Raw genomic sequence first — 18993 nt, 5'->3', positions numbered from 1 at the left:
TGCCATCCCGGACTGCCGGTACGGCACCCGTGGATCATGGAAACCGGGTGCCGGGCAGACCGGGATGCGACGGCCAGATCTACGGTCGCTCTAGGTCAGCGCATTGAGGGCGGCGACGAGGCGGCGCTCCTCGAAGGCGAAGTGCGACTCCATCACCGCGGCGAGGCCGTCGAGCTCCGCGCGGGTCGGTGCGGCCGCGACCCGGCGCAGCAGCTCCGCGATCTGCTCGTGGTCGCGCCGCAGCTCCTCGATCACCGGCCGCAGTTCGGGATGGCGCTCGGCCAGCACCCGGAACATGCCGCGCTCCTCGCCGGTGTGGTGCCGGTCGAGCGCCGAACAGAATGCCAGGCAGTGATTCCTGAAATGTTGCGAGACATCCGAAATGTCGGCGGCGTTGGCCAGCAACGCCCGCAACTGCTGGTGGATCTCGATGAGCTGGTTGCCGAGCGCCTGCAGGCGCGGCGGGGTGAACTCGTCCAACGTGGGTTCCCGGAGGGGTTCCGCGCCTCCATGCCCTCGGCGGCCTATGAGCCGGGTACACCGCGACGCTCCCCACATCCTACGGCAGTCCAGCCGATCACCGTTGGCCCTGGACGCACACCCAGTGACGGGGCGCACAGTAAGGGCATGAGCGCGAGGAGAGATGCTTACGATGCGGCGCTGGACATGGCCGGCGCGCACGCCCGGGCCTGGCTGGGCTCGCTGCCGGACCGGCCCGTCCCGCCGCGGGCCGACGCCGACCGACTCGCCCCGGTGTTCGGCGGTCCGCTGCCCGACGGCCCGGCTGACCCCGCCGAGGTGGTCGACCTGCTCGCCCGCTCGGCCGAGCCCGGGCTGATGGCGATGCCCTCCGGGCGGTTCTACGGCTGGGTCATCGGCGGCACCCTGCCCGCGGCACTGGGCGCCGACTGGCTCGTGAGCGCCTGGGACCAGAACGCCTCGATGCGGTACCCGACGCCGGCCGTCGCCGCGCTGGAGGAGGCGGCCGGCGCCTGGGTCGTCGACCTGCTGGGCCTGCCCGCCGGCGCCGACGTCGGGTTCGTCACCGGGGCCACCATGGCCAACTTCACCGGGCTGGCCGCCGCCCGCCGGCACGTGCTCGACCGGGCCGGCTGGAACCTCGACGCCGACGGGCTCTTCGGGGCGCCGCGCATCCGGGTCCTGGTCGGCGAGGAGCGCCACGACACGCTCGATCTGGCGCTGCGGTACCTCGGGCTGGGCGCACCGACCGCGGTCGCCGCCGACGAGCAGGGCCGCATCCGGCTCGACGCGCTCGCCGAGGCGCTCGAGGCCGGCGGGGACGGGCCGGTCATCGTCTGCCTGCAGGCCGGGAACGTCCACAGTGGAGCATTCGACCCGATCGGCGAGGCGGCCGAGATCGCCCACCGCCACGGCGCCTGGGTGCACGTCGACGGCGCGTTCGGGCTGTGGGCGGCCGCGTCGCCGGGCCTGCGGCACCTGGTGCCCGGTCTGGCCGACGCCGACTCGTGGGCAACGGACGCGCACAAGACGCTGAACGTGCCGTACGACTGCGGCGTTGTCGTCGTTGCCGACCCGGGTGCGCTGCGCGCGGCGATGGGCGTGCACGCCAGCTACCTCATCCAGACGGCCGGACCCGGCCCCGCCGACCCTCTCGAGAAGGTGCCGGAGCTGTCCCGGCGGGCCCGCGGCGTGCCGGTGTGGGCCGCGCTGCGCTCGCTGGGCCGCAGCGGCGTCACCGGCCTGGTCGACGGCCTGGTCCGCAACGCCCGGGCGCTGGCCGAGGGCATCGCCGCGATCGACGGCGCCGAGGTGCTCAACGACGTCGTGTTCACCCAGGTGTGCGCCGCGTTCGGCGATGACGAGCGCACGGCCGCGGTGACCCGGGCGCTGCTGGCGGACGGTACCGCATGGATGTCCGGCTCCCGCTGGCGCGGAAGGGCCGTCCTGCGCGTCTCGGTGAGCAACTGGTCGACCGACGCCGCCGATGTCGAGGCGTCGCTGGCCGCCCTGCGCCGCGCGGCTCAGCGCGCGACCTGACGCTCGCCGCCGGGCTCCGGCTGAACGCCGGATGACGATCAGGACAGCAACCGGCACGGGCGGACGAGGGCGACGGCACCGAGACACCGATCTTCGACGAGGCCTGGGCCGAGGCCGCGAAGCGCTCCGAGCGCGACATCCGGCGATACCAGGTGCCGCCGCCGAGACATGTCCCCGCGCCGTGGCGGGTCTGGACACCCCCGCGGCAGCCGGCCGCCGGCCTCGCCCGGCGCCCGCCGCTGCGGCGCGGGGCTCGCCGCGGCCCGGCGCTCCCGCTGTTCGCGCTGTCGCTCGTGCTCGTGCTCGGCGCGCTGGCGTGGCGGACGCTGCCGGCGAGCCACGCCGCGGACGGGCACCCACCCGCCGGAGCCGGCCCGGCGCTCGCGCCGTCCACCCATGGCACCGCATCGGCCGAGCCGTCCGCCGGCGACCCGGTGCCGACCACGACGGCGCCCGCTGGCGACACGGTATCGGCCACGCCGGGGCGGCCCGCGTCCCCGTCCGTCGCGCGGCCCGCGACCGCGCCCGCCACGTGGCCCGTGCCGTGGACGCCGGCCACCGCGCTGCCGGGTGGCCCGGACGCCACGCGCGCCGACGTGTTCGCCGCGCTGCGGCCGGGCGCGTGCCTGGCCGAGACGCCGAACCGCCGCTCCATCGCCGTCGTGCCGTGCGGCGGCCCGCACACCGACGAGGTCACCCTCGTGCGCGACCTGACCGCGACGTTCGCGACCGTGCCGACGGTCGACCAGATCGCAGTGCTGGACGAGCAGCTCTGCCCGGCCGCCGTCCGCGAGTGGGCCGGCGGCCGGGACGACCGGTACACGTCGGGATATCTGTGGTGGTTCCAGGAAGGCATCCCGGGCCAGGCCGTGCGGCGCTTCGTCTGCACCGCGTCGCTGAGCGGCCACAGTCCGTTCTCCGGAACGCTCCGCCGCGCCGCCGCCTGACAACCACCCGCCGCCGGGGGAGGAGCTAAGCGAAGTGCTGGCGCTGGCGGCCCAGGCCTTCGATCTCCAGCTCGACCACGTCGCCGGCGCGCAGATACGGCTGGCCGGGCAGGCCCATCGCGACGCCCGCCGGGGTGCCCGTGTTCACCACGTCTCCGGGATGCAGGACCATGAACTGGCTCAGATACCAGATCAGGTGAGGCACGCCGAAGATCATGTCGGCGGCGAGCTCGTTCTGGCGGAGCTCGCCGTTGACCCACGAGCGCAGGCGCAGCGCCGGGACGTCCAGCTCGTCGGGCGTGACCAGCCAGGGGCCGAGCGGGTTGAAGGTCTCGCAGTTCTTGCCCTTGTCCCACTGGCCGCCGCGCTCGAGCTGGAACTCGCGCTCGGAGACGTCGTTGCTGACGGCGAACCCCGCGATGTGGGCCGCGGCGTCGTCCGGGCCGTCGAGATACCGCGCGGTGGTCCCGATGACGACCGCCAGCTCGACCTCGTAGTCGGTCTTGACGCTGGCCCGCGGGATGAGCACGTCGTCGTCCGGGCCCACGACGGTGTCCGAGGCCTTCATGAACACGACCGGCTCGGCGGGCGGCTGGGCGCCGGACTCGGCGGCGTGCCGGGCGTAGTTGAGGCCGATGCAGACGATCTTGCCGGGCCGGGCGATCGGCGGGCCGAGCCGCGTGCCGGCCGGCACCTCCAGCCGCGGCAGCGAGTCCAGGGCCGCGCGGGCCCGCTGCGGCCCGTCCGAGGCCAGGAACGCGCCGTCGATGTCGCCGGTGAGTCCGGACAGGTCGAGGTATGTGCCGTCGTCGGCGACCACGGCGGGTCGCTCCGAGCCGGCCGGGCCGAGGCGCGCGAATCTCATGGTCGCAAACGTATGACCCATGCGGACAAGTGGTCAAGCCAATCTCGGCTAGTGGTCCGGCCCGCCCGCCCCGGCCGTACGGCGGGCCGCCCCGGCGATGCGGTTCAGGTGCGCGGCCATCGCGTCGCGGGCCGCGGCCGCGTCACGGCGGTCGATCGCGTCCACGATCGCCTGGTGCTCCGCGGCGGTGCGGCGCAGCACGCCGGGGCGCGACGCGGTCATCGCGCGGCTCGCGCGCCCCAGCGTCGACAGCGTCTGCAGCATCGTGGACAGCAGCGCGTTGCCGGCCGCCTCGGCGACGAGCCGGTGCAGGGTCACGTCCGCGGCCACCCGGTCCCGGTCGTTCATGGCGGCACGCATCGCGGCGACCTGCGCGGCGTCGGCCCTGGCGGCGGCCAGCGCGGCGAGGGCCGGCTCCAGCAGCAGCCGCGCCTCGAAGAGCTCGTCGACGGTGCGGTCGTTGAGCGCCATCACGAACTGCAGCGGCTCGAGCAGGGTCGCGGTGTCCAGCGCGGCGACGAACGTGCCCGAGCCGTGCCGGCTCTCCAGGATGTTCATGCTGACCAGGGATCGGATCGTCTCGCGCAGCGTCGGCCGGCTGATGCCGAGCAGCTCGCTGAGCTCGCGCTCCGCGGGCAGGCGCGCACCGGGGGAGAGCCGCCCGTCGACGATCATCTCCTGGATGCTGCGCATCGCCTCCGACGCGGCGGAGGAGCGCCGCACCGGGCTGAACTCGGCCCCGCCGGTCATGATGGTCTCCAGGTGACTTGGTGACCTGACCATTTTACGCAGAGATGGAGGCGAGCCGGCGACGGCGCACCCGTACGGCGAGCGGCGACACGGCATCGGCGGAAGCCGCTATAATGGCGACAAATGTCAAGTCTTGACAGAATCTTGGCGAAATGCACCGGTTCGCATCAGGCGGACACGCGTCGTTCGGGTCTGCGTGGGGCGTTGCTCATCGATATGATCGTGACGTGCGCCGCATTGGGCGGCGGTGGGTGCCCGAGACCCCAGGCGGTTGTGCGGCACGTGCTACCGTCCGGCGACAGGTACCCCGACTCGGCAGCTGTGCGCCGCCTTGACCTGGTGTGATGGGCGTTGGTGATGGGTGTGGATGCGTCTTGCGAGGACTCCGGTGGCGCACGCGGGCCGTTGATGGTGGTGAGCGTCCACGACGTGGCGCCGGCGACCGCCGACGAGACCGCCCGCTGGTGCGCCGACGCGGACGCGCTGGGCATCCCGGTGTCGCTGCTGGTGATCCCCGGGCCGTGGCGCGGCATGGAGCTGTCGGAGCACGACGGCTACGCGGAGGTGCTGCGCGAGCGCGCCGCCCACGGTGACGAGCTGGTCCTGCACGGCTGGTGCCACCGGGCCGGGCCGGACGGCGGCGCCGTGCGCCGAGCGGTCGGGCGGGCCGTGGCCCGCGGCGCGGCCGAGTTCGCCGCGCTGGACGAGCGGCAGGCGACCGAGCGGCTCGACGCCGCCAAGGCCGTGCTCGACCGCCTCGGGCTGCACACCACCGGGTTCACGCCGCCGGGCTGGCTCGCCTCGCCGGGCGCGGTGCGGGCGCTGGCGAACGCCGGGTTTCGGTACACCACGGATCACTTCGGCGTGAAGGACCTGCGCTCCGGCCGGGCCTCCCTGGCCCGCCGCGGCTTCGCGCTGTCGCACCGCCCGGGCGGCACCGGCGAGCGGCTCGGTTCCGCGGTGCTGCGCGCCGGCGCGGCCTGGGCGGCCCGCCGCCGCGGCCTGGTCCGCGTCGCCCTGCACCCCGACGACCTGCACCGCCCCGGCCTGCGCGACGACACGCTGCGGGCCATCGAGGGCGCGCTGAAGGCCGGCGCGCGCGCCACCACCTACGGCGCCGTCATCGACGCGGCGGCGTCATGAAGATCGTCCAGCTCGCCAACTTCTACACCCCGGTGTCGGGCGGCCTGCGCACCTGCGTGGAGCAGACCGGCCGCGGGTATGTCGCGGCCGGCCACGAGCGCATCACGCTGGTCCCGGGCACGGAGGACCGCGACATCGTCCTGCCCGACGGCCGGCACCTCACGGTGCGCAGCCCGCTGCTGCCCGGCTCGGGCGGCTACCGGGTGCTCACCGCCCGCACCAAGGTGTGCCGGCTGCTCGACATGGTGGGCCCCGACGTGCTGGAGGCCAACGACAAGCTGAGCATCGGCTGGCTCTCGCCGTGGGCGCGCAGCCGCGGGGTCCCGCTGGTGCTGGTGTCACACGAGCGCATCAACGCGATCCTGCGCACCCGCGTGCCGCGCTGGTTCCCGCTGGACTCCGCCGCGACGGCGATCAACCGGCGGCTGCACCGCCTGGTCGATCACATCGTGCTGACCTCGGCGTTCTCGGCCGCGGAGTTCAGCGCCTTCGAGCCGGTCAAGACGCACCGGGTGCCGCTGGGCGTGGACCTGGACACGTTCCGCCCCGTCCCGCGCACCGGCGGTGAGCAGGTCCGGCTGGTCACCGTGAGCCGGCTGTCGACGGAGAAACACCCCGACCTGTCCGTGGCAGCCCTGCGCGAGCTGCGCCGCCGCGGCATCCCGGCCACCCTCGACGTCATCGGCACCGGCCCCAACCTGCGCAAGCTGGAGCGGCTCGCCGACGGCCTGCCGGTGCGCTTCCTCGGCCACGTCGCCGACCGGCGGCGCCTGGCCGGCCTCGTCGCCGGCGCCGACGTGTCCCTGTCGCCGTCGCCGGCGGAGACCTTCGGCCTGGCCACCCTGGAGTCGCTGGCCTGCGGTGTGCCGGTGGTGGTGCCGGGCAAGGGTGCGGCGGGGGAGCTGCTGCTGCGCCCGGATTCGGGGCGGGTCACCGACGGCACCCCCAAGGGCCTGGCCGACGGCGTCGAGTCGTTGCTCGACGTGCCCGCGGAGCGCCGGCAGGCCGACGCCCGGGCCGTGGCCGAGCAGTTCCCGTGGTCGGCGACGGTCGACGGCCTGCTCGAGGTCTTCGGCGCCGCGACCGGCCGCCGCCAGCCCGTGCCGTGACGGACCGGCCGGAAACCCCTCGGCGTCACGGGGTGTGACGGCGGACTTCCCTCCGTGCACCCGGCTCGGCATCGGCACGAAGTACACCCGGATCGGCGTCGGTACGACGTACACCCGGATTGGCGTCGGCACGACGTGCCGCTATGACCCCGGCGCCGAGGACCCGACCAGCCGGCTGTCCTGATCCGCCGGCTTCGGCACGGCCCGGGCACCGGCCAGCAGCGCCACGCCCACCGCGAGCAGGGCGAGCACGGCCACCGCGCTCCACGGCCACCAGGTGGCGCCGCGCCAGCCGGCGTGGAAGACGGTCGCGTCGAAGATCGCGCTGGCCAGCGGGTCGGCGATGCTGATCGCGGTCAGCGCGGTCGGCAGCGAGCCGGCCGCGAACGCGTCCTGGGCCAGCAGGCCGCTCGCGGTCGTCGAGGCGACCAGGGCGAGCGTCGACCAGTCGCGGGCCAGCGCGAGCACGCCGTCATGGGCGAGCGTGTCGGTGACCAGCACGACGAACACGGCGGTCAGGCAGGTGCACACGCCGGCCGCGACACCGGCCAGGGCGCCGCGCACGTGGGTCTCGGCCTTCCTGGGCAGCAGGTGCGCCAGCCCGATGAGCGCGGCCATCACGCCGGCCGCGATCCCGACCGCCGGGGGCACGTCGTGGCGGTTGATCGTCTGCGGTACGGCGGGACGGGCGAACACCAGCAGGGCCAGCCCGGCGCAGACCGCGGCGGTGCCCAGCCAGGCCGTCGCCGGCGGACGCCGCACGGTCAGCATCGCGAACAGCAGTTGCGTGACGAGCAGCGCCTGGACCACGGTGAGCGACCCCAGGTGCAGCGCCGCGGCGTGCGCGGCGAACGCGACGACGCTGAGCACCCAGCCCGCCAGCCACCAGCGGTCCCGGATCAACTGCCGCACGAGCAGGAACACGCGCACCGGCAGGGCCCGGTCGCGCACGGCCGGCGCCGCCCGCTGCGCGGCTCGCTGTTGCACTGCCGCCGAGGCGGCGAACACGGCGGCGGAGACAACCGCGAGGACGACGGCGAACATGATCCGGGTTTGTACCGCACGTGCATGGCGCCGCGGCGACCGGGGGTGACTCGCGGCTGCCACATCCCGCGGCGACACCGGTGCCGCGTGTGGGCTCCGTCACTTCACGGTCTCGATTCCAGACTCAGGGTAGCCCGGCGCGAGCATCTGGATCTAATGTCTGGACTCAGCCGGATCCGGGGGTGCGCATGCTCATCAGACCGTGGTGCGACGGTGACCAGGGACTGGTGGTCGCCGCCCAGCGGAACCTGTCCGCCGCCACCATCGACCGGCGCTTCCTCGTCGGCAGCGGTGGCCGGCTGCCGGTCGCGTACCTGCGGCACATCGCCGCAGGCGCGCGCCCGGAGTGGGACGCCCAGGTCGCCGTCGACGGCGGGGTGCTGTGCGGCTGGGCCGAGTACGGGCGCGTGCCGGCCCGCGACCCCGCCGCCGACGTGGCCGTCCTGGTGGCCGACCCTTGGCAGCGCACCGGCCTGGCCTCGGCCCTGGTCCGTGCCCTGGTGCAGCGGATGATCGCCGCCGGGATCCGCGCCATCCACGCCGACGTCGCCGGCTCCAACGCCGCCGCGCGGGGGCTGGTGCGCGCACTGGCCGGCTCCGACCCGGGCCCCACCTACGCCGACGGCCTGCTGCACTTCGCCTTCGATCTGGCGGCGGTACCGCAGGACCCCGCCCCCCTCGCCGGGCAGCCGGTACTGACGCGGGTGCGCTAGGTCCTGGGGTCAGGCCGCGCCGAAGGCGGCCCAGTCCACGAGCCGGCCGTCGAAGTCGCCGCCGTCCTTGAGCACGCCGGCCACGCCGTCGCGCAGAGGGGCGCTCATCTCTCGGAGCTGGCCCGCGACCAGCGGCTGGAACATCGACGGCTGCAGCAGCCACCACCACGCGACGAGATGCTCCGGGCCGAACCGCGCCGGGTCCGTGATCAGCTCCCGCCACTCGCCGCGCAGCACCGGGTAGTCCTGCGGCAGCCGCTCCAGCACCCCGAACCAGTTGCCCCAGCTGACCACCATGAACAGGCGCAGCCGGTCGCGCGCCCAGCGGCGGGCGCCCGGGTGCCCGGCCGCGCCCGCGTCGCGCAGGATCTCCCGCAGGTACTCGTCGACGACCCGGGACGCGCCGGGCACGTCCGCCGGTCCGCGGCGGCGGATCGACTCGCGGAGCGCGGCGAGCTCGGGATCGGGCACGGCCACATTGTGGGCAGCCGCGGTTCCGGCATCACATCGGCGTTCAGGCGCCGCATTCCGGGTTTTGCGGCGACGCGGCCGTGATGCGGGTGACTTCGCGTACTACCTCCCGGAGGGCGATGAGCATGTGCGCGGCCCCGGGTTGCGCGCAGGGTCCACCATGGGGGTCGTGAGCAGCGGTGGTTGACCCGTTACGGCGCGATGACCCGCGCCGCCTCGGGCCGTACCGCATCCTGGGCCGGCTCGGCGCCGGCGGGATGGGGCAGGTCTTTCTTGGCCGCGACGCCTCCGGCGCGGCCGCGGCGGTGAAGACCCTGCACCTCGGCGCCGGCCATCACACCGAGGACGACGACCTGGTCGCCCGGTTCCGCGGCGAGGTCGACCTGGCCGCGAAGATCCGCTCCGAGCACACCGCGCGACTGCTCGACGCCGACCCGGCCGGCTCGCCGCCGTGGCTGGCCACCGAGTACCTGCCCGGCATCACCCTCGCCGAGGTCGAGGAGATCGCCGGGGCGCTGCCCGAGGAGCTGGTCCGGCGGCTCGGCTCGGCGCTCGCCGGCGGGCTCGCGGCCATCCACGCGGCCCGGGTCGTGCACCGCGACCTCAAGCCCAGCAACGTGCTGGTGCTCGCCGACGGGCTGCGGATCATCGACTTCGGCATCGCCCGGCCGGACGACGCCCCGCGGCTGACCGCGTCGCGTCACTTCCACGGCACCGTCGGTTACATGGCGCCGGAGCGCTTCACCGGCAAGCCCGGCACCCCGGCCTCGGACGTGTTCGCGCTGGCCGCGATCCTGGTGCGCGCCGCGACCGGCCGGCTGCCCTTCGAGGGCAAATCCATGGAGCAGTACCTCTACGCCGTGCACTACAGCGCGCCCAACCTGACCGGCGTGCCGGTCGGCATGACCTGGACGCTGCGCAAGTGCCTGGAGCCGGCGCCGGAGGATCGGCCCACCGCCCGCCAGGTCAGCGAGCGCCTCGCCGCCGGCCCGCCCGCCGCGTCCGGGCCGTGGCTGCCCGACGCCGTGCTGGCCGAGATCGCCGGGCGCGGCCGGGCGGTGGCCCGGCTGCTGCACGCCTCGGGCGCGCGCCGGCCGTGGCGGGCGGTGCGGCACGCGATGGCGCGCAGCGAGACGGTCGTGGCCGGCGACGCGGTCGTGGTCAGCGCCGACGACGGCGTGCACATGCTCGAGGCCGGCGACGGCAGCGAGCGCTGGCGGCACCCGGTTGCCACCGCGCCCGGGTACCGGCCGCTCGTCGCCGCCGGCGTCGTGGTCAGCCCCACCCAGACCGGCGTGACCGCGCTCGACCTGCGCACCGGCGCGTGGCGGTGGGAGCTGCCGGTGTCGCCGCACGGCGAGCCGGTGTACGCGCATGGCCTCGTCCACGTGCTCGGCCCCGGCCTGCGCAACCTGCACGCCGTCGACGCCGCCACCGGGGCGCCCGGGTGGCGCACCACGTCGGCGGGCATCCGGCCGGTGCCCGTTCCCGGCGGCGTGGCGGTGGTCCAGGGGCGGCTCGTGCGCGAGCGGCTCAGCCACGGCGGGGAGGGCTGGCACCACGGCGACCTGCCCGCCCCGGCCAGCGCGCTGAGCGCGGCCGGCGACCTGGTGCTGGTCCGCGTCGCCGACGAACTGCTCGGCCTCGACGCCCGCCACGGCGGGCTGCGCCTGCGCCGCACCGGCCTGCCGCCGCGCTGCGCCCCGGCCGCCACGGCCGAGATCGTGGTGCAGCCGGCCGGCGGGGAACTGCTCGGTCTCGACCCGGCCGACGGGGCGCTGCGCTGGCGGCTGCCCGGCGACGGTACCCCGCACGCCGTGCCCGGCGGCGTCTTCGTGGCCGAGCCGACCGGCCTCACCGCGCTCGGCCCCGACGGCCTGGTGCGCTGGCGCGTCCCCGGCATCGCCGTGTGGCCCGACGTGCGCGTGAGCCCCACACTGGTCTTCGTGGTCGACGCCGGCATCCTGCACGCGTACTCGCGCGACGACGGCACCGCCCGCTGGTCCGCGCCCGACATCCACGTCACCCGCGCGCCGGTCGTCGGCGACGGTGTCGTGTACCTCGACAACGGCTACACACTGTTCGCCATCAACGCAGACGACGGGGAGCGACTGCCCATATGACGGTGCACATCGAGTTCGACCCGGACCGGCGCTTCACCGACCTGTTCGAGCTGCAATGGGGCCGGCTGGCGACGTCCGGCGAGCGGGTGCTGCGCAAGAGCGCCCGCACCGCCGAGGCCGACCGGCTGGTACACGCCGAGGTCAACGCCGGCAACCTGCTGTGGGGGCTGGCCGACACCATGTACCCGCTGCAGCTGTGCCGGGTCGTGGACCACGACCTGACCGGCCCCCGCCCGCAGGTCACCACCACCTACCGGGGCCTGCCGGTCGCCGGGCTGCCCGGCGCGCCGCTGCCGGAGACGCTGCTGACCATCTTCGGCGACCTCCTGCTGGCCATGCAGACGCTGGCGAAGGCGGGGCTGACGCACGGCGCGATCCTGCCCGAGTTCGTGCTGTGGGACGGCAGCCACGCGCAGCTGGTCAACCTCGGCGAGGCCACCGCCGTCGGGGAGCCGGCCCGGGCGGCGCTCGAACCGCTGTGGCAGCCCCCGCCCGGTCCGGACGGGCTGCGCCTGGCCACCGAGGCGCACGACGTGTACCAGGCCGGGATGGTGGTGTACTGCATCGCACTGCAGACCGGCCCGGCCGACGCGCCCGCCGCGCGCGAGGAGCTGGCCCGCGGCGGCGGCTCGGCGCTCTCGGCGCTGCTCGACGGGGTGTTCGCCGACGACCCGCGGGAGCGGCCCGATGCGCACCAGTTGCTGCGCCGCGTCGAGGAGGCCCGCTACGAGCCGGTGTGGCAGAGCGCGGACCCGTCCGACGCGACGACCGCCACCGTCCACATCCCCCAGCCGGGCTCGATCACGCAGCAGTACGCACCGGCCCTGCCGCCGGCCCTGGTCGCGCGGGCCGCCATGGCGCTCAGCCCGGCCCGCGACGAGTTCCGCCGGCTGGTCGAGGCGAAGCGGGGGTACCGGGCCGCGCGGGCCGCGCCGCGCGCGGTCGCCTGGCGGTACGTGCGGGAGACGTTCGACGTGCTGTGGTACAGCCGCGACGACCTCTCCAGCCGCATCGTCCTCGGCGCCGGCGCGCTCATCGTCCTCGGCGTGCCGCTGGCGCTGGTCGTTCTCGTCGTGTCGCACCTGGGAGGGGCGAAATGAGCCTGCCGAGCCCGAGCCGGCTGCTCGGCCGGGTGCTGTGCCCGATCTGCCTGCAGTGGATCCACTGGAGCAAGGCGCAGCGGGTCGAGCTCGACGTGGAGACCCAGCAGCACCGGCCGTTCCGGCCGCGCGGCGCCGACGAGACGAAGGAGGCCTTCGCCGAGCGACGCCTCGGCGCGCAGCGCTCCTGCACGCTCATGCGCGACGGCATGGCGACCACGCACTACCTGCCCGACCGGTACGGCGACTACGGCGACCCGATCGTCATCGGGCTCGTCGGGCACCGCGCCGCCGGCAAGACCCTGCTGCTGGCCGCGATGGTCGAGGCGCTGCGCAACAACCTCGAGCTGGCCGACCTCGGGCTGCGCGTCGAGCGGCTCGACGAGGCCATCGAGCACAACTACATGACGCGTTTCGTCGAGCCGTTCTGCCAGCGCCGCGAGCAGCTGCCGCTGACCCAGATCAGCCCGATCGCGTTCAGCTACGTCGCGAAGGTCTACAGCGCCCACGCCCGGCGCGACTTCGCCGTCGCGTTCTTCGACGTGGCCGGCGAGCAGCTGCGCCGCCGCCGCTCCGGCGACCGGTTCCTCGACACGTCGTTCCTGTCCGCGGTCAACGCGCTCATCTTCGTGGTCGACCCGGAGAAGGCGCTGCCGTCGGTGCTCGGCGAGCCGGCCACCGTGTACGGAGACCCGGCGTTCAACGCCGTGACGGACCGCCTCGTCGAGGTCCGCGGCGAGCCCGGCACCCGGTTCCTGCCGATCCCGGCGGCGATGGTGGTGGCCAAGTCCGACCTGCTCGCCCCGCGCCGGCCCGAGGTCGCGCGGTGGCTGTCCCGCGACGACACCCGGCGGCTGGAGACCGTCGCAGAGGAGAGCGAGGAGGTGTACGAGTTCCTCGCCACCAACGGCGCCGAGCGCTTCCTGCCGCCGGTCAACCGGGTCAGCGACGTGAGCCTGCACTTCGCCTCCGCGGCCGGCGTCGCGCCGGTCGACGGGCACTTCCCGGCCGAGGGCTTCGGCCCGCGCCGGGTGCTGCGCCCGCTGCTGTCCCTGTTCGCCATGACCGGGGTGCTCGACCGGTCCCTGCTCGGCAACTGAGAGGGGGAGCGATGAGCCAGGGAGCGGGCAGCGGCCGGACCCGAATCGACCAGATCGTGTTCCGCTGGCGGGCCCGGGCGCTCGCCACCGGCCACGACGGCGTCGGCCCCGACGCCACGTCGCTGCCCGAAGCCGCAGTGCCGTGGTGGGACGAGCGCCTCGCGCTGCGCATCAAGCGGGCCAGCGGCCGCAACGACCGGCCGTCGCTGGCATACCTGCGCGTCGACGGCTCCGGAGTGGTGCTGCACAAGGTGCCGGCCCGCGACGACAAGAACCGGACCGGCGCGGCGATCGCGCACGCGCTGATCGGTCCCGAGGACATCGTCGACGTGCGGCTCGCGCTCGGCCTCGAGGACTGGCCCGGCTGGGCCGGGCACAACGGACCCGAGGCGTACCCGCCCGGCCGGCTCCACCCGGTGGACTATCCGGCGCTGCGCGAGCACGCCGGCGCGGCGCTGGCCCGGCCGGTGACCGACCCCGGCCCGGTCTTCGACGAACTGCTCGGCCGGGTGCTGGACAACCCCGCCGCCCCGCTCACCGTCGTGCTGCCCGACGCGCCGGCCACCGTGCTGGTCCGCGGCCTGGTCGACGTGCTCGGCGACGGCCGCGAGCTGACCTTCGCCACCAACGAGGACGACGACACCGATCCCGACCTGCCCAGGCTCGTCTTCCTCGACGCCCTGGCCGGCGGCACCGGCTACGCCGCCACCCGCTTCCGGCTCCACCCCGGCGCGGGCGGCGCCGGCCCGTCCGGCTTCGCCCAGCAGCTCGCCGACGTGTGGCGCCACGGCGGCGCCGCGGCCGTCGCACCGCTGCGCGGCGCGCGCAGCCTGGCCGGCGCCGCCGACGTGCGGCAGTGGCAGAACGAGGTGCTCGTCGCCGGCCGCATCCTGCGGACCACGCTCCTGCAGGCGGTCACCTCCGGGCAGGCCGCGCCCGAGCACCTGGAGCTGCTGCGTACCGCGGAGGGGCTGCGACAGATCGAGGCGGAGCTGACCAAGCTCAACGACGGGGACCTGCGCACCACGTACCTCGCGTGGCAGCCCGCCGGCCGGCTCGCCGCGCAGCACCCGGGCGCGGCGGCGGTCGTCACGCGGTACACCGTGCAGCGCTGCATGCGCACGACGGCCAGCAACGCCCTGCGTGACGCGCTGCGCACCTCCGCGTTCGACCCCGCCATCGTCGACGAGCACCTGCGAGGCTGGGCGGGACACGGCCGCAACGCCACCGCCAGCCCGGCCGCGATCGTCGAGCTGGCCCAGCGGGCCGTGTCCTTCGGCGTGCCGCCCGCCCTGCAGTCGCCGGGTATCCGCGCCCTCATGGACCGCGTCGGCCTCGCCGACCTCATCGAGCTGGCCAACCGGCATACGACCTCCGACGTGCACATCACGGAGCTGCTGCTCAGCGCGGCCGAGGGGCGCCGGTTCGACCCGGACGCGCTGCAGGCCGCCCACGTCGCGCTGGAGCGCACCGACTACCTCGTGCACTGCATCCCGTTCCTGCCCGGCGACGCGCAGCTGGCCCAGGACCGCTGGTACCGCGTGCTCAAGGCCGTGTTCGGGCCGCAGCTCGGCGCCGGGGACGGGCGCACGCTGCACGACGTGCTGAAGTTCCTCGCGCGCGATGCCATCTCCGAGGTACCGCCGGCGCTGCTCTTCGCCCTGCGGCGCTTCCAGCCGACGCTGGCCGACAAGGCGCGCGTCGACCAGCTCGCGGCCCGGGACCGCTACCTGGACGCGGGCCTGCCCGACATCTGGCCCGAGCGCACCGAGCTGCTCCTGGCCGAGCGCCGGACCCGGGTCCGCGCGCTGCCGGTGGCGCCCGGCACCCCGCCCCGCACCGGGGCACGCGTCGAAGGCCGGGTCGCCTCCATCGTCGGCCGGGCGCAGCCGCGCACGGTGCTCGCCGTGGCCGCGATCGCCCTCGTCGTCGTCGCCCTCGTCGCCGTCGTGATCTTCAGCCTGCACGAGGGGTCCCAATGACCGAGTTTCGGTTGAGCATCGACTACGGGACCACGAACACGGTGGCGTACCTGCAGCCGCCGGGTGACGCACCGTTTCCGCTGCAGTTCGACGGGCGCCCGCTGCTGCCCTCGGCGGTGTGGGCCGACGAGCAACGGTCCCTGGTCGTCGGCAACGCCGCGGTGCGCTCCGCCCGGCTGGACCCCGGCCGCTACGAGCCCAACCCGAAGCGGCGCATCGGCGAGCGCCGGGTGCTGCTCGGCGGTGACGAGTTCGACGTCGCGCAGCTCATCGGCGCGACCCTGGCGCAGGTCTACGCCGAGGCCGTACGCCTCGCCGGCACCGACCGGCTCCGGGTCGTGCTCACCCACCCGGCGGCCTGGTCCGCCGACCGGCAGGCGGTGCTGCGCGAGGCCGCCGGCCATGCGGGCCTGCACGAGCCGAGCCTGATCAGCGAGCCGGAGGCGGCCGCCGCGCACGTGCTGGCCAGCGGGGCCAGCGTCGCAGACGGCGACCCGCTCGTCGTCTACGACCTGGGCGCCGGCACCTGCGACGTCACCGCCGTGCTGCGCTCCGGCCGGGAGTTCCAGCAGCTGGCCAAGGCCGGCCTCGACGACGTCGGCGGCCTGGACCTCGACGAGGTGGTGCTGCGCCGCGTCGGGCGCTCCGTCGGCGACCGCCATCCGGACGAGTGGGCGCGGCTCGTCGAGCCCGAGGGCCCGGACCGCTGGTCGGCCCGCCTGCTGTGGGACGACTGCCGCGGCGCGAAGGAGCGGCTGAGCACCGAGCGCGTGGCGCGCGTGTCGGTGCCGCTCGTCGACGAGGACGTCTCGGTCACCCGCGGCGACTTCGAGCGCGACGCCCGGGCCCTGCTGCAGCGCACCGTCGCGATGACCGAGTCGGTGCTGCGCCGCGCGAAGATCGGCCGCGACGACCGCGCCGAGCTGTTCCTGGTCGGCGGCGCCGCCCGCACCCCGCTCGTCGGCACGCTGCTGGGCCAGAGCACGGGCCGCTCGCCGCGCCGGGTCGAGCACCCGGAGCTGGTCGTGGCGGAGGGGGCGCTGCAGTACCTCGCGATGGTGGGCAACGAGCCCCCGCCGCGCCGCCACACCGTCCCGATGCCGGCGGCCCCCACGACCGCGCCGCCGGCGCCCTTCACCGCTCCCGGCCGCGACGGCAAAACGCTGCGCGAGACCGTCACCGTCGTCATCCCCCAGCCGCCCCCGCCGCCGCAGCAGCAGCCCGCGCCGATGATGCCGCCGCCCCCGGCCCCGCCCCCGCCGCCGGCGCGCCAGCAGGACAAGCGCAAGCTCATCTCCAACCCGTACCGCCACCATGCCGGCGCGACGTTCCGCTACGGCGGGATCTTCGTCGCCGGCCTGATCGTGGGCGCCTTCGACGGCGTGCTGTTCACGGCGCTGAGCTGGCTGCTGCTCCTGGCCGGCGGCGCGGGCCTCGCGGTGAAGCTGTTGCAGTGGGCGATATGCTCGCGCGACACCCGCCCGACGACGATCGACGCGACCGGCATCACCATCACGCTGAACGGCCAGGACACGACGTTCCCGTGGGCGCAGATGGCGACGGTGTACTTCCGCCCGCGCCGCTTCAGCCGCTGGCTGGTCTGCACGCCGGCGAGCAACACGGCGCTGGGCAGCGACCACGGTACGGCCCGCTTCTGGTCCCGCCCGTACAGCGTGTTCTTCCTGACCAGCACCAGCGGCTTCGGCGACCAACTGGTCCGCGAGTCCCTGGAAACCTACGCCGGCGACCGCTACCACCACTGACCGCCGCCGATGGCTAGGCCGTCTCGCCTGGCCGGCCCTCGGCCAGGGTGGTCACCGACCACGCCAGCGACCGCGTGAGGTCGTTGGCGAACGGGCGCGGGCGTCCGGCCCGCGCCTCGGCCACCCCGGCCGCCCAGCGCTCATCGTGGCCGGGATGGCGGGCCAGGTACCGCGCGCCGTACGCCGCTACCAGGTCGAGGCGGTCGCGGCTCGCCAGCCTCATCGCGGTGGAGCCGGCGACCGGCCGGGTGGGGGTCGGCCGGTCGCCGGGTGACGCACATGGATCAGCGGTGGCCTTCCCGAGGCCGGCCCCGACGGGGCCACCGTCGCGCTCGGCGCTGGTCCTCATCGCGCCCGACTTCCGGGTACCGCGGTCACCGTGGCGGATCCGGTGCGACGGTCAGCGGTTGTTGTTCGTACCGGAGCTGTTGTTGACGTTGTTGAGGTTGTCCATGTGCCTTTTCCTTCGGTGCGTGCTGTCGGCGGCCGACCCTTCCGGCAGCCGGTCACCAGCCCGTTCAGGGCATGGTGACGACTTGGGCCGCGTGGATGAGGCCGGCTCCGAAACCCACGAGCAGCGCGTGATCACCGCTGGCCAGCTGCCCACGCGCGACCAGGTGTTCCATAGCCAGCGGGATCGAGGCGGCGGACGTGTTGCCGGTGTGCACGACGTCGCGCGCGATCACCGTGTGCGGCGGCAGCCGCAGCGACTTGGCGACCGCGTCGATGATCCGCGCGTTCGCCTGGTGCGGGATGAAGGCGTCCAGGTCGTCCAGGCTCAGGCCGGCCGCGTCCACCGCCTGCCGGGCGATCGCGGGCACGGCATCGGTCGCCCAGCGGAACACCTCGGGGCCGAGCATGCGCAGGTGCGGCCAGGGCGCGCGGTCGTCGCGCAGGTCGAGCCAGGAGCGGTCGTAGGCGATCAGGTCGCGCCGGCTGCCGTCCGAGCCCCAGACCACCGGGCCGATGCCGGGATGCTCGGCGGCGCCGACCACAACTGCGCCGGCGCCGTCGCCGAACAGGAACGCCGTACCGCGGTCGGTGGGGTCGACGATGTCGCTCATCCGCTCCGAGCCGATCACCAGAGCGTTGCGGGAGTCACCGCAGCGCACCAGCGCGCTCGCGTGACCCAGGGCGTAGCAGAAGCCCGCGCAGGCGGCGCTGAGGTCCACACCGGCTGCCCGCAGGCCGAGCTGGTCGGCGATCCGGGGTGCCGCGGCCGGCGCCTGTTCGAGGAACGACATCGAGGCGAGCAGCACCAGGTCGACGTCGCCAGGGTCGGTGCCGGCCTGCGCCAGCGCCTTGCGGGCGGCGTCGACGGCCATGCTGATGACGGTCTCGCCGGGGCCGGCGAAGCGGCGGCTGACGATGCCGGACCGCCGCCGGATCCAAGCATCGCTGGAGTCGATGTGCTCGCAGATCTCGTCGTTGCCGACGACCCGCGCCGGGCGGTACGCGCCGACGCCGAGAATTCGGGAGCCCTGCGATTCCCGCGTGCTCAGGCACACCGTCAGCTCGCCGGCTGCCACTGTCTGCCATACCGGGCGAAGACGGCCTCGACACCGGAGGCGTCCGGAAGTGTCGCCGTGCCGTCCTCAAGCGCCCCGGCCACCAGCGCGACGATGTCGTCGACGGTCTCGAGCCCCATCGCCTGCTCGGGTGCCAGGAGGGCCTCGAGCTCGAAGAGGTCCTCGAGGGTGAACGCGAGCTCGGCGAGCACGAGCGAGTGGAAAGCCAGCTCGTTGATCAGCTGTTCGGATCCGTCGAGCCGCTCGGGTTTGTTGGGGGCGACGAGCAGCACCACCGTTCTCACCAGATCCGGAACGGCTTGCGCGCGAATCGTCGGGTAAGTCTGCGTCATGCC

General features: G+C 74.8%; 18 protein-coding genes. 10 read left to right on the top strand and 8 right to left on the bottom strand.

The window, feature by feature from the left end:
• Positions 1-90: 90 nt before the first annotated feature.
• Positions 91-480, bottom strand: coding sequence for a hemerythrin domain-containing protein (locus ABT297_RS18130; protein ID WP_350550539.1), 390 nt, complete (start codon positions 478-480; stop codon positions 91-93).
• Between the two features lie 147 nt (positions 481-627).
• Between ABT297_RS18130 and ABT297_RS18125 the strand changes: the two genes are divergently transcribed.
• Together ABT297_RS18125 and ABT297_RS18120 are read left to right on the top strand one after the other, a co-directional pair.
• On the top strand, positions 628-2019 hold the full coding sequence (locus tag ABT297_RS18125) for a pyridoxal phosphate-dependent decarboxylase family protein (RefSeq protein WP_350550536.1): 1392 nt from the start codon (positions 628-630) through the stop codon (positions 2017-2019).
• Between the two features lie 152 nt (positions 2020-2171).
• Entirely contained in the window at positions 2172-2966 is a 795-nt protein-coding gene (locus tag ABT297_RS18120) for a septum formation family protein (RefSeq protein ID WP_350550534.1), read from the top strand.
• Positions 2967-2991: 25 nt separating this feature from the next.
• Here the strand turns inward: ABT297_RS18120 and ABT297_RS18115 are convergent, their stop codons facing one another.
• Positions 2992-3831 carry a fumarylacetoacetate hydrolase family protein gene (locus tag ABT297_RS18115; protein WP_350550531.1) on the bottom strand — a complete coding sequence of 280 codons (840 nt, stop codon included), beginning with the start codon at positions 3829-3831 and terminating at the stop codon, positions 2992-2994.
• A 48-nt stretch (positions 3832-3879) separates the two neighbouring features.
• Positions 3880-4581, bottom strand: a complete 702-nt coding sequence (locus ABT297_RS18110) for a FadR/GntR family transcriptional regulator (RefSeq protein WP_350550528.1) — start codon at positions 4579-4581, stop codon at positions 3880-3882.
• A 363-nt stretch (positions 4582-4944) separates the two neighbouring features.
• On the opposite strand from ABT297_RS18110, the gene ABT297_RS18105 reads away from it, so the two are divergent.
• Both ABT297_RS18105 and ABT297_RS18100 read left to right on the top strand, forming a co-directional pair.
• On the top strand, positions 4945-5724 hold the full coding sequence (locus ABT297_RS18105; protein WP_350550526.1) for a DUF2334 domain-containing protein: 780 nt from the start codon (positions 4945-4947) through the stop codon (positions 5722-5724).
• Complete coding sequence (locus tag ABT297_RS18100; RefSeq protein WP_350550523.1) at positions 5721-6833, top strand: glycosyltransferase; 1113 nt, start codon at positions 5721-5723, stop codon at positions 6831-6833. Before ABT297_RS18105 ends, ABT297_RS18100 begins: the two co-directional genes overlap by 4 nt.
• 141 nt (positions 6834-6974) lie before the next feature.
• On the opposite strand, the gene ABT297_RS18095 is transcribed toward ABT297_RS18100, so the two are convergent.
• Positions 6975-7877 carry a DMT family transporter gene (locus ABT297_RS18095; RefSeq protein ID WP_350550520.1) on the bottom strand — a complete coding sequence of 301 codons (903 nt, stop codon included), beginning with the start codon at positions 7875-7877 and terminating at the stop codon, positions 6975-6977.
• Positions 7878-8065: 188 nt separating this feature from the next.
• On the opposite strand from ABT297_RS18095, the gene ABT297_RS18090 reads away from it, so the two are divergent.
• Entirely contained in the window at positions 8066-8590 is a 525-nt protein-coding gene (locus ABT297_RS18090) for a GNAT family N-acetyltransferase (RefSeq protein WP_350550517.1), read from the top strand.
• Positions 8591-8599: 9 nt separating this feature from the next.
• Here ABT297_RS18090 and ABT297_RS18085 read toward each other — a convergent pair whose 3' ends face one another.
• Positions 8600-9061, bottom strand: coding sequence for a hypothetical protein (locus tag ABT297_RS18085; protein ID WP_350550514.1), 462 nt, complete (start codon positions 9059-9061; stop codon positions 8600-8602).
• A gap of 179 nt (positions 9062-9240) precedes the next feature.
• On the opposite strand from ABT297_RS18085, the gene ABT297_RS18080 reads away from it, so the two are divergent.
• Genes ABT297_RS18080 through ABT297_RS18060 form a run of 5 tightly spaced genes read left to right on the top strand, consistent with a single transcriptional unit; the run spans position 9241 to position 17129 of the window.
• Positions 9241-11184 carry a protein kinase domain-containing protein gene (locus tag ABT297_RS18080; RefSeq protein ID WP_350550511.1) on the top strand — a complete coding sequence of 648 codons (1944 nt, stop codon included), beginning with the start codon at positions 9241-9243 and terminating at the stop codon, positions 11182-11184.
• A complete protein-coding gene (locus ABT297_RS18075) occupies positions 11181-12284 on the top strand; it encodes a hypothetical protein (protein WP_350550509.1) in 1104 nt (367 codons plus the stop codon). Before ABT297_RS18080 ends, ABT297_RS18075 begins: the two co-directional genes overlap by 4 nt.
• A complete protein-coding gene (locus ABT297_RS18070) occupies positions 12281-13384 on the top strand; it encodes a TRAFAC clade GTPase domain-containing protein (protein ID WP_350550507.1) in 1104 nt (367 codons plus the stop codon). Before ABT297_RS18075 ends, ABT297_RS18070 begins: the two co-directional genes overlap by 4 nt.
• 11 nt (positions 13385-13395) lie before the next feature.
• On the top strand, positions 13396-15366 hold the full coding sequence (locus ABT297_RS18065; protein WP_350550504.1) for a hypothetical protein: 1971 nt from the start codon (positions 13396-13398) through the stop codon (positions 15364-15366).
• Complete coding sequence (locus tag ABT297_RS18060; RefSeq protein ID WP_350550502.1) at positions 15363-17129, top strand: Hsp70 family protein; 1767 nt, start codon at positions 15363-15365, stop codon at positions 17127-17129. Before ABT297_RS18065 ends, ABT297_RS18060 begins: the two co-directional genes overlap by 4 nt.
• A 13-nt stretch (positions 17130-17142) precedes the next feature.
• On the opposite strand, the gene ABT297_RS18055 is transcribed toward ABT297_RS18060, so the two are convergent.
• The 3 genes from ABT297_RS18055 to ABT297_RS18045 form a co-directional block, all read right to left on the bottom strand.
• Positions 17143-17478, bottom strand: coding sequence for a hypothetical protein (locus ABT297_RS18055; RefSeq protein ID WP_350550499.1), 336 nt, complete (start codon positions 17476-17478; stop codon positions 17143-17145).
• Between the two features lie 169 nt (positions 17479-17647).
• The gene (locus ABT297_RS18050) at positions 17648-18637 is read right to left on the bottom strand and encodes a beta-ketoacyl-ACP synthase III (RefSeq protein ID WP_502885583.1); all 990 of its coding nucleotides are present in this window, start codon (positions 18635-18637) and stop codon (positions 17648-17650) included.
• Between the two features lie 2 nt (positions 18638-18639).
• Positions 18640-18990, bottom strand: a complete 351-nt coding sequence (locus ABT297_RS18045; protein ID WP_350550496.1) for an acyl carrier protein — start codon at positions 18988-18990, stop codon at positions 18640-18642.
• Between the last annotated feature and the right edge of the window lie 3 nt (positions 18991-18993).

Origin of the sequence: Dactylosporangium sp. NPDC000555 (assembly GCF_040300025.1) — a bacterium.
GTDB lineage: Bacteria > Actinomycetota > Actinomycetes > Mycobacteriales > Micromonosporaceae > Dactylosporangium.
Note: the sequence above shows the minus strand (reverse complement) of the source record. Positions and strands in the feature narration are given on the sequence as shown.

What these genes read in the sequence shown, in the direction of transcription:
- ABT297_RS18125 (WP_350550536.1), top strand. Translation starts at nt 628, where the DNA reads ATGAGCGCGAGGAGAGATGCTTACGATGCGGCGCTGGACATGGCCGGC.
- ABT297_RS18075 (WP_350550509.1), top strand. Translation starts at nt 11,181, where the DNA reads ATGACGGTGCACATCGAGTTCGACCCGGACCGGCGCTTCACCGACCTG.
- ABT297_RS18115 (WP_350550531.1), bottom strand. Translation starts at nt 3,831, where the DNA reads ATGAGATTCGCGCGCCTCGGCCCGGCCGGCTCGGAGCGACCCGCCGTG.
- ABT297_RS18060 (WP_350550502.1), top strand. Translation starts at nt 15,363, where the DNA reads ATGACCGAGTTTCGGTTGAGCATCGACTACGGGACCACGAACACGGTG.
- ABT297_RS18070 (WP_350550507.1), top strand. Translation starts at nt 12,281, where the DNA reads ATGAGCCTGCCGAGCCCGAGCCGGCTGCTCGGCCGGGTGCTGTGCCCG.
- ABT297_RS18100 (WP_350550523.1), top strand. Translation starts at nt 5,721, where the DNA reads ATGAAGATCGTCCAGCTCGCCAACTTCTACACCCCGGTGTCGGGCGGC.
- ABT297_RS18110 (WP_350550528.1), bottom strand. Translation starts at nt 4,581, where the DNA reads ATGACCGGCGGGGCCGAGTTCAGCCCGGTGCGGCGCTCCTCCGCCGCG.
- ABT297_RS18045 (WP_350550496.1), bottom strand. Translation starts at nt 18,990, where the DNA reads ATGACGCAGACTTACCCGACGATTCGCGCGCAAGCCGTTCCGGATCTG.
- ABT297_RS18090 (WP_350550517.1), top strand. Translation starts at nt 8,066, where the DNA reads ATGCTCATCAGACCGTGGTGCGACGGTGACCAGGGACTGGTGGTCGCC.
- ABT297_RS18055 (WP_350550499.1), bottom strand. Translation starts at nt 17,478, where the DNA reads ATGAGGACCAGCGCCGAGCGCGACGGTGGCCCCGTCGGGGCCGGCCTC.
- ABT297_RS18095 (WP_350550520.1), bottom strand. Translation starts at nt 7,877, where the DNA reads ATGTTCGCCGTCGTCCTCGCGGTTGTCTCCGCCGCCGTGTTCGCCGCC.
- ABT297_RS18065 (WP_350550504.1), top strand. Translation starts at nt 13,396, where the DNA reads ATGAGCCAGGGAGCGGGCAGCGGCCGGACCCGAATCGACCAGATCGTG.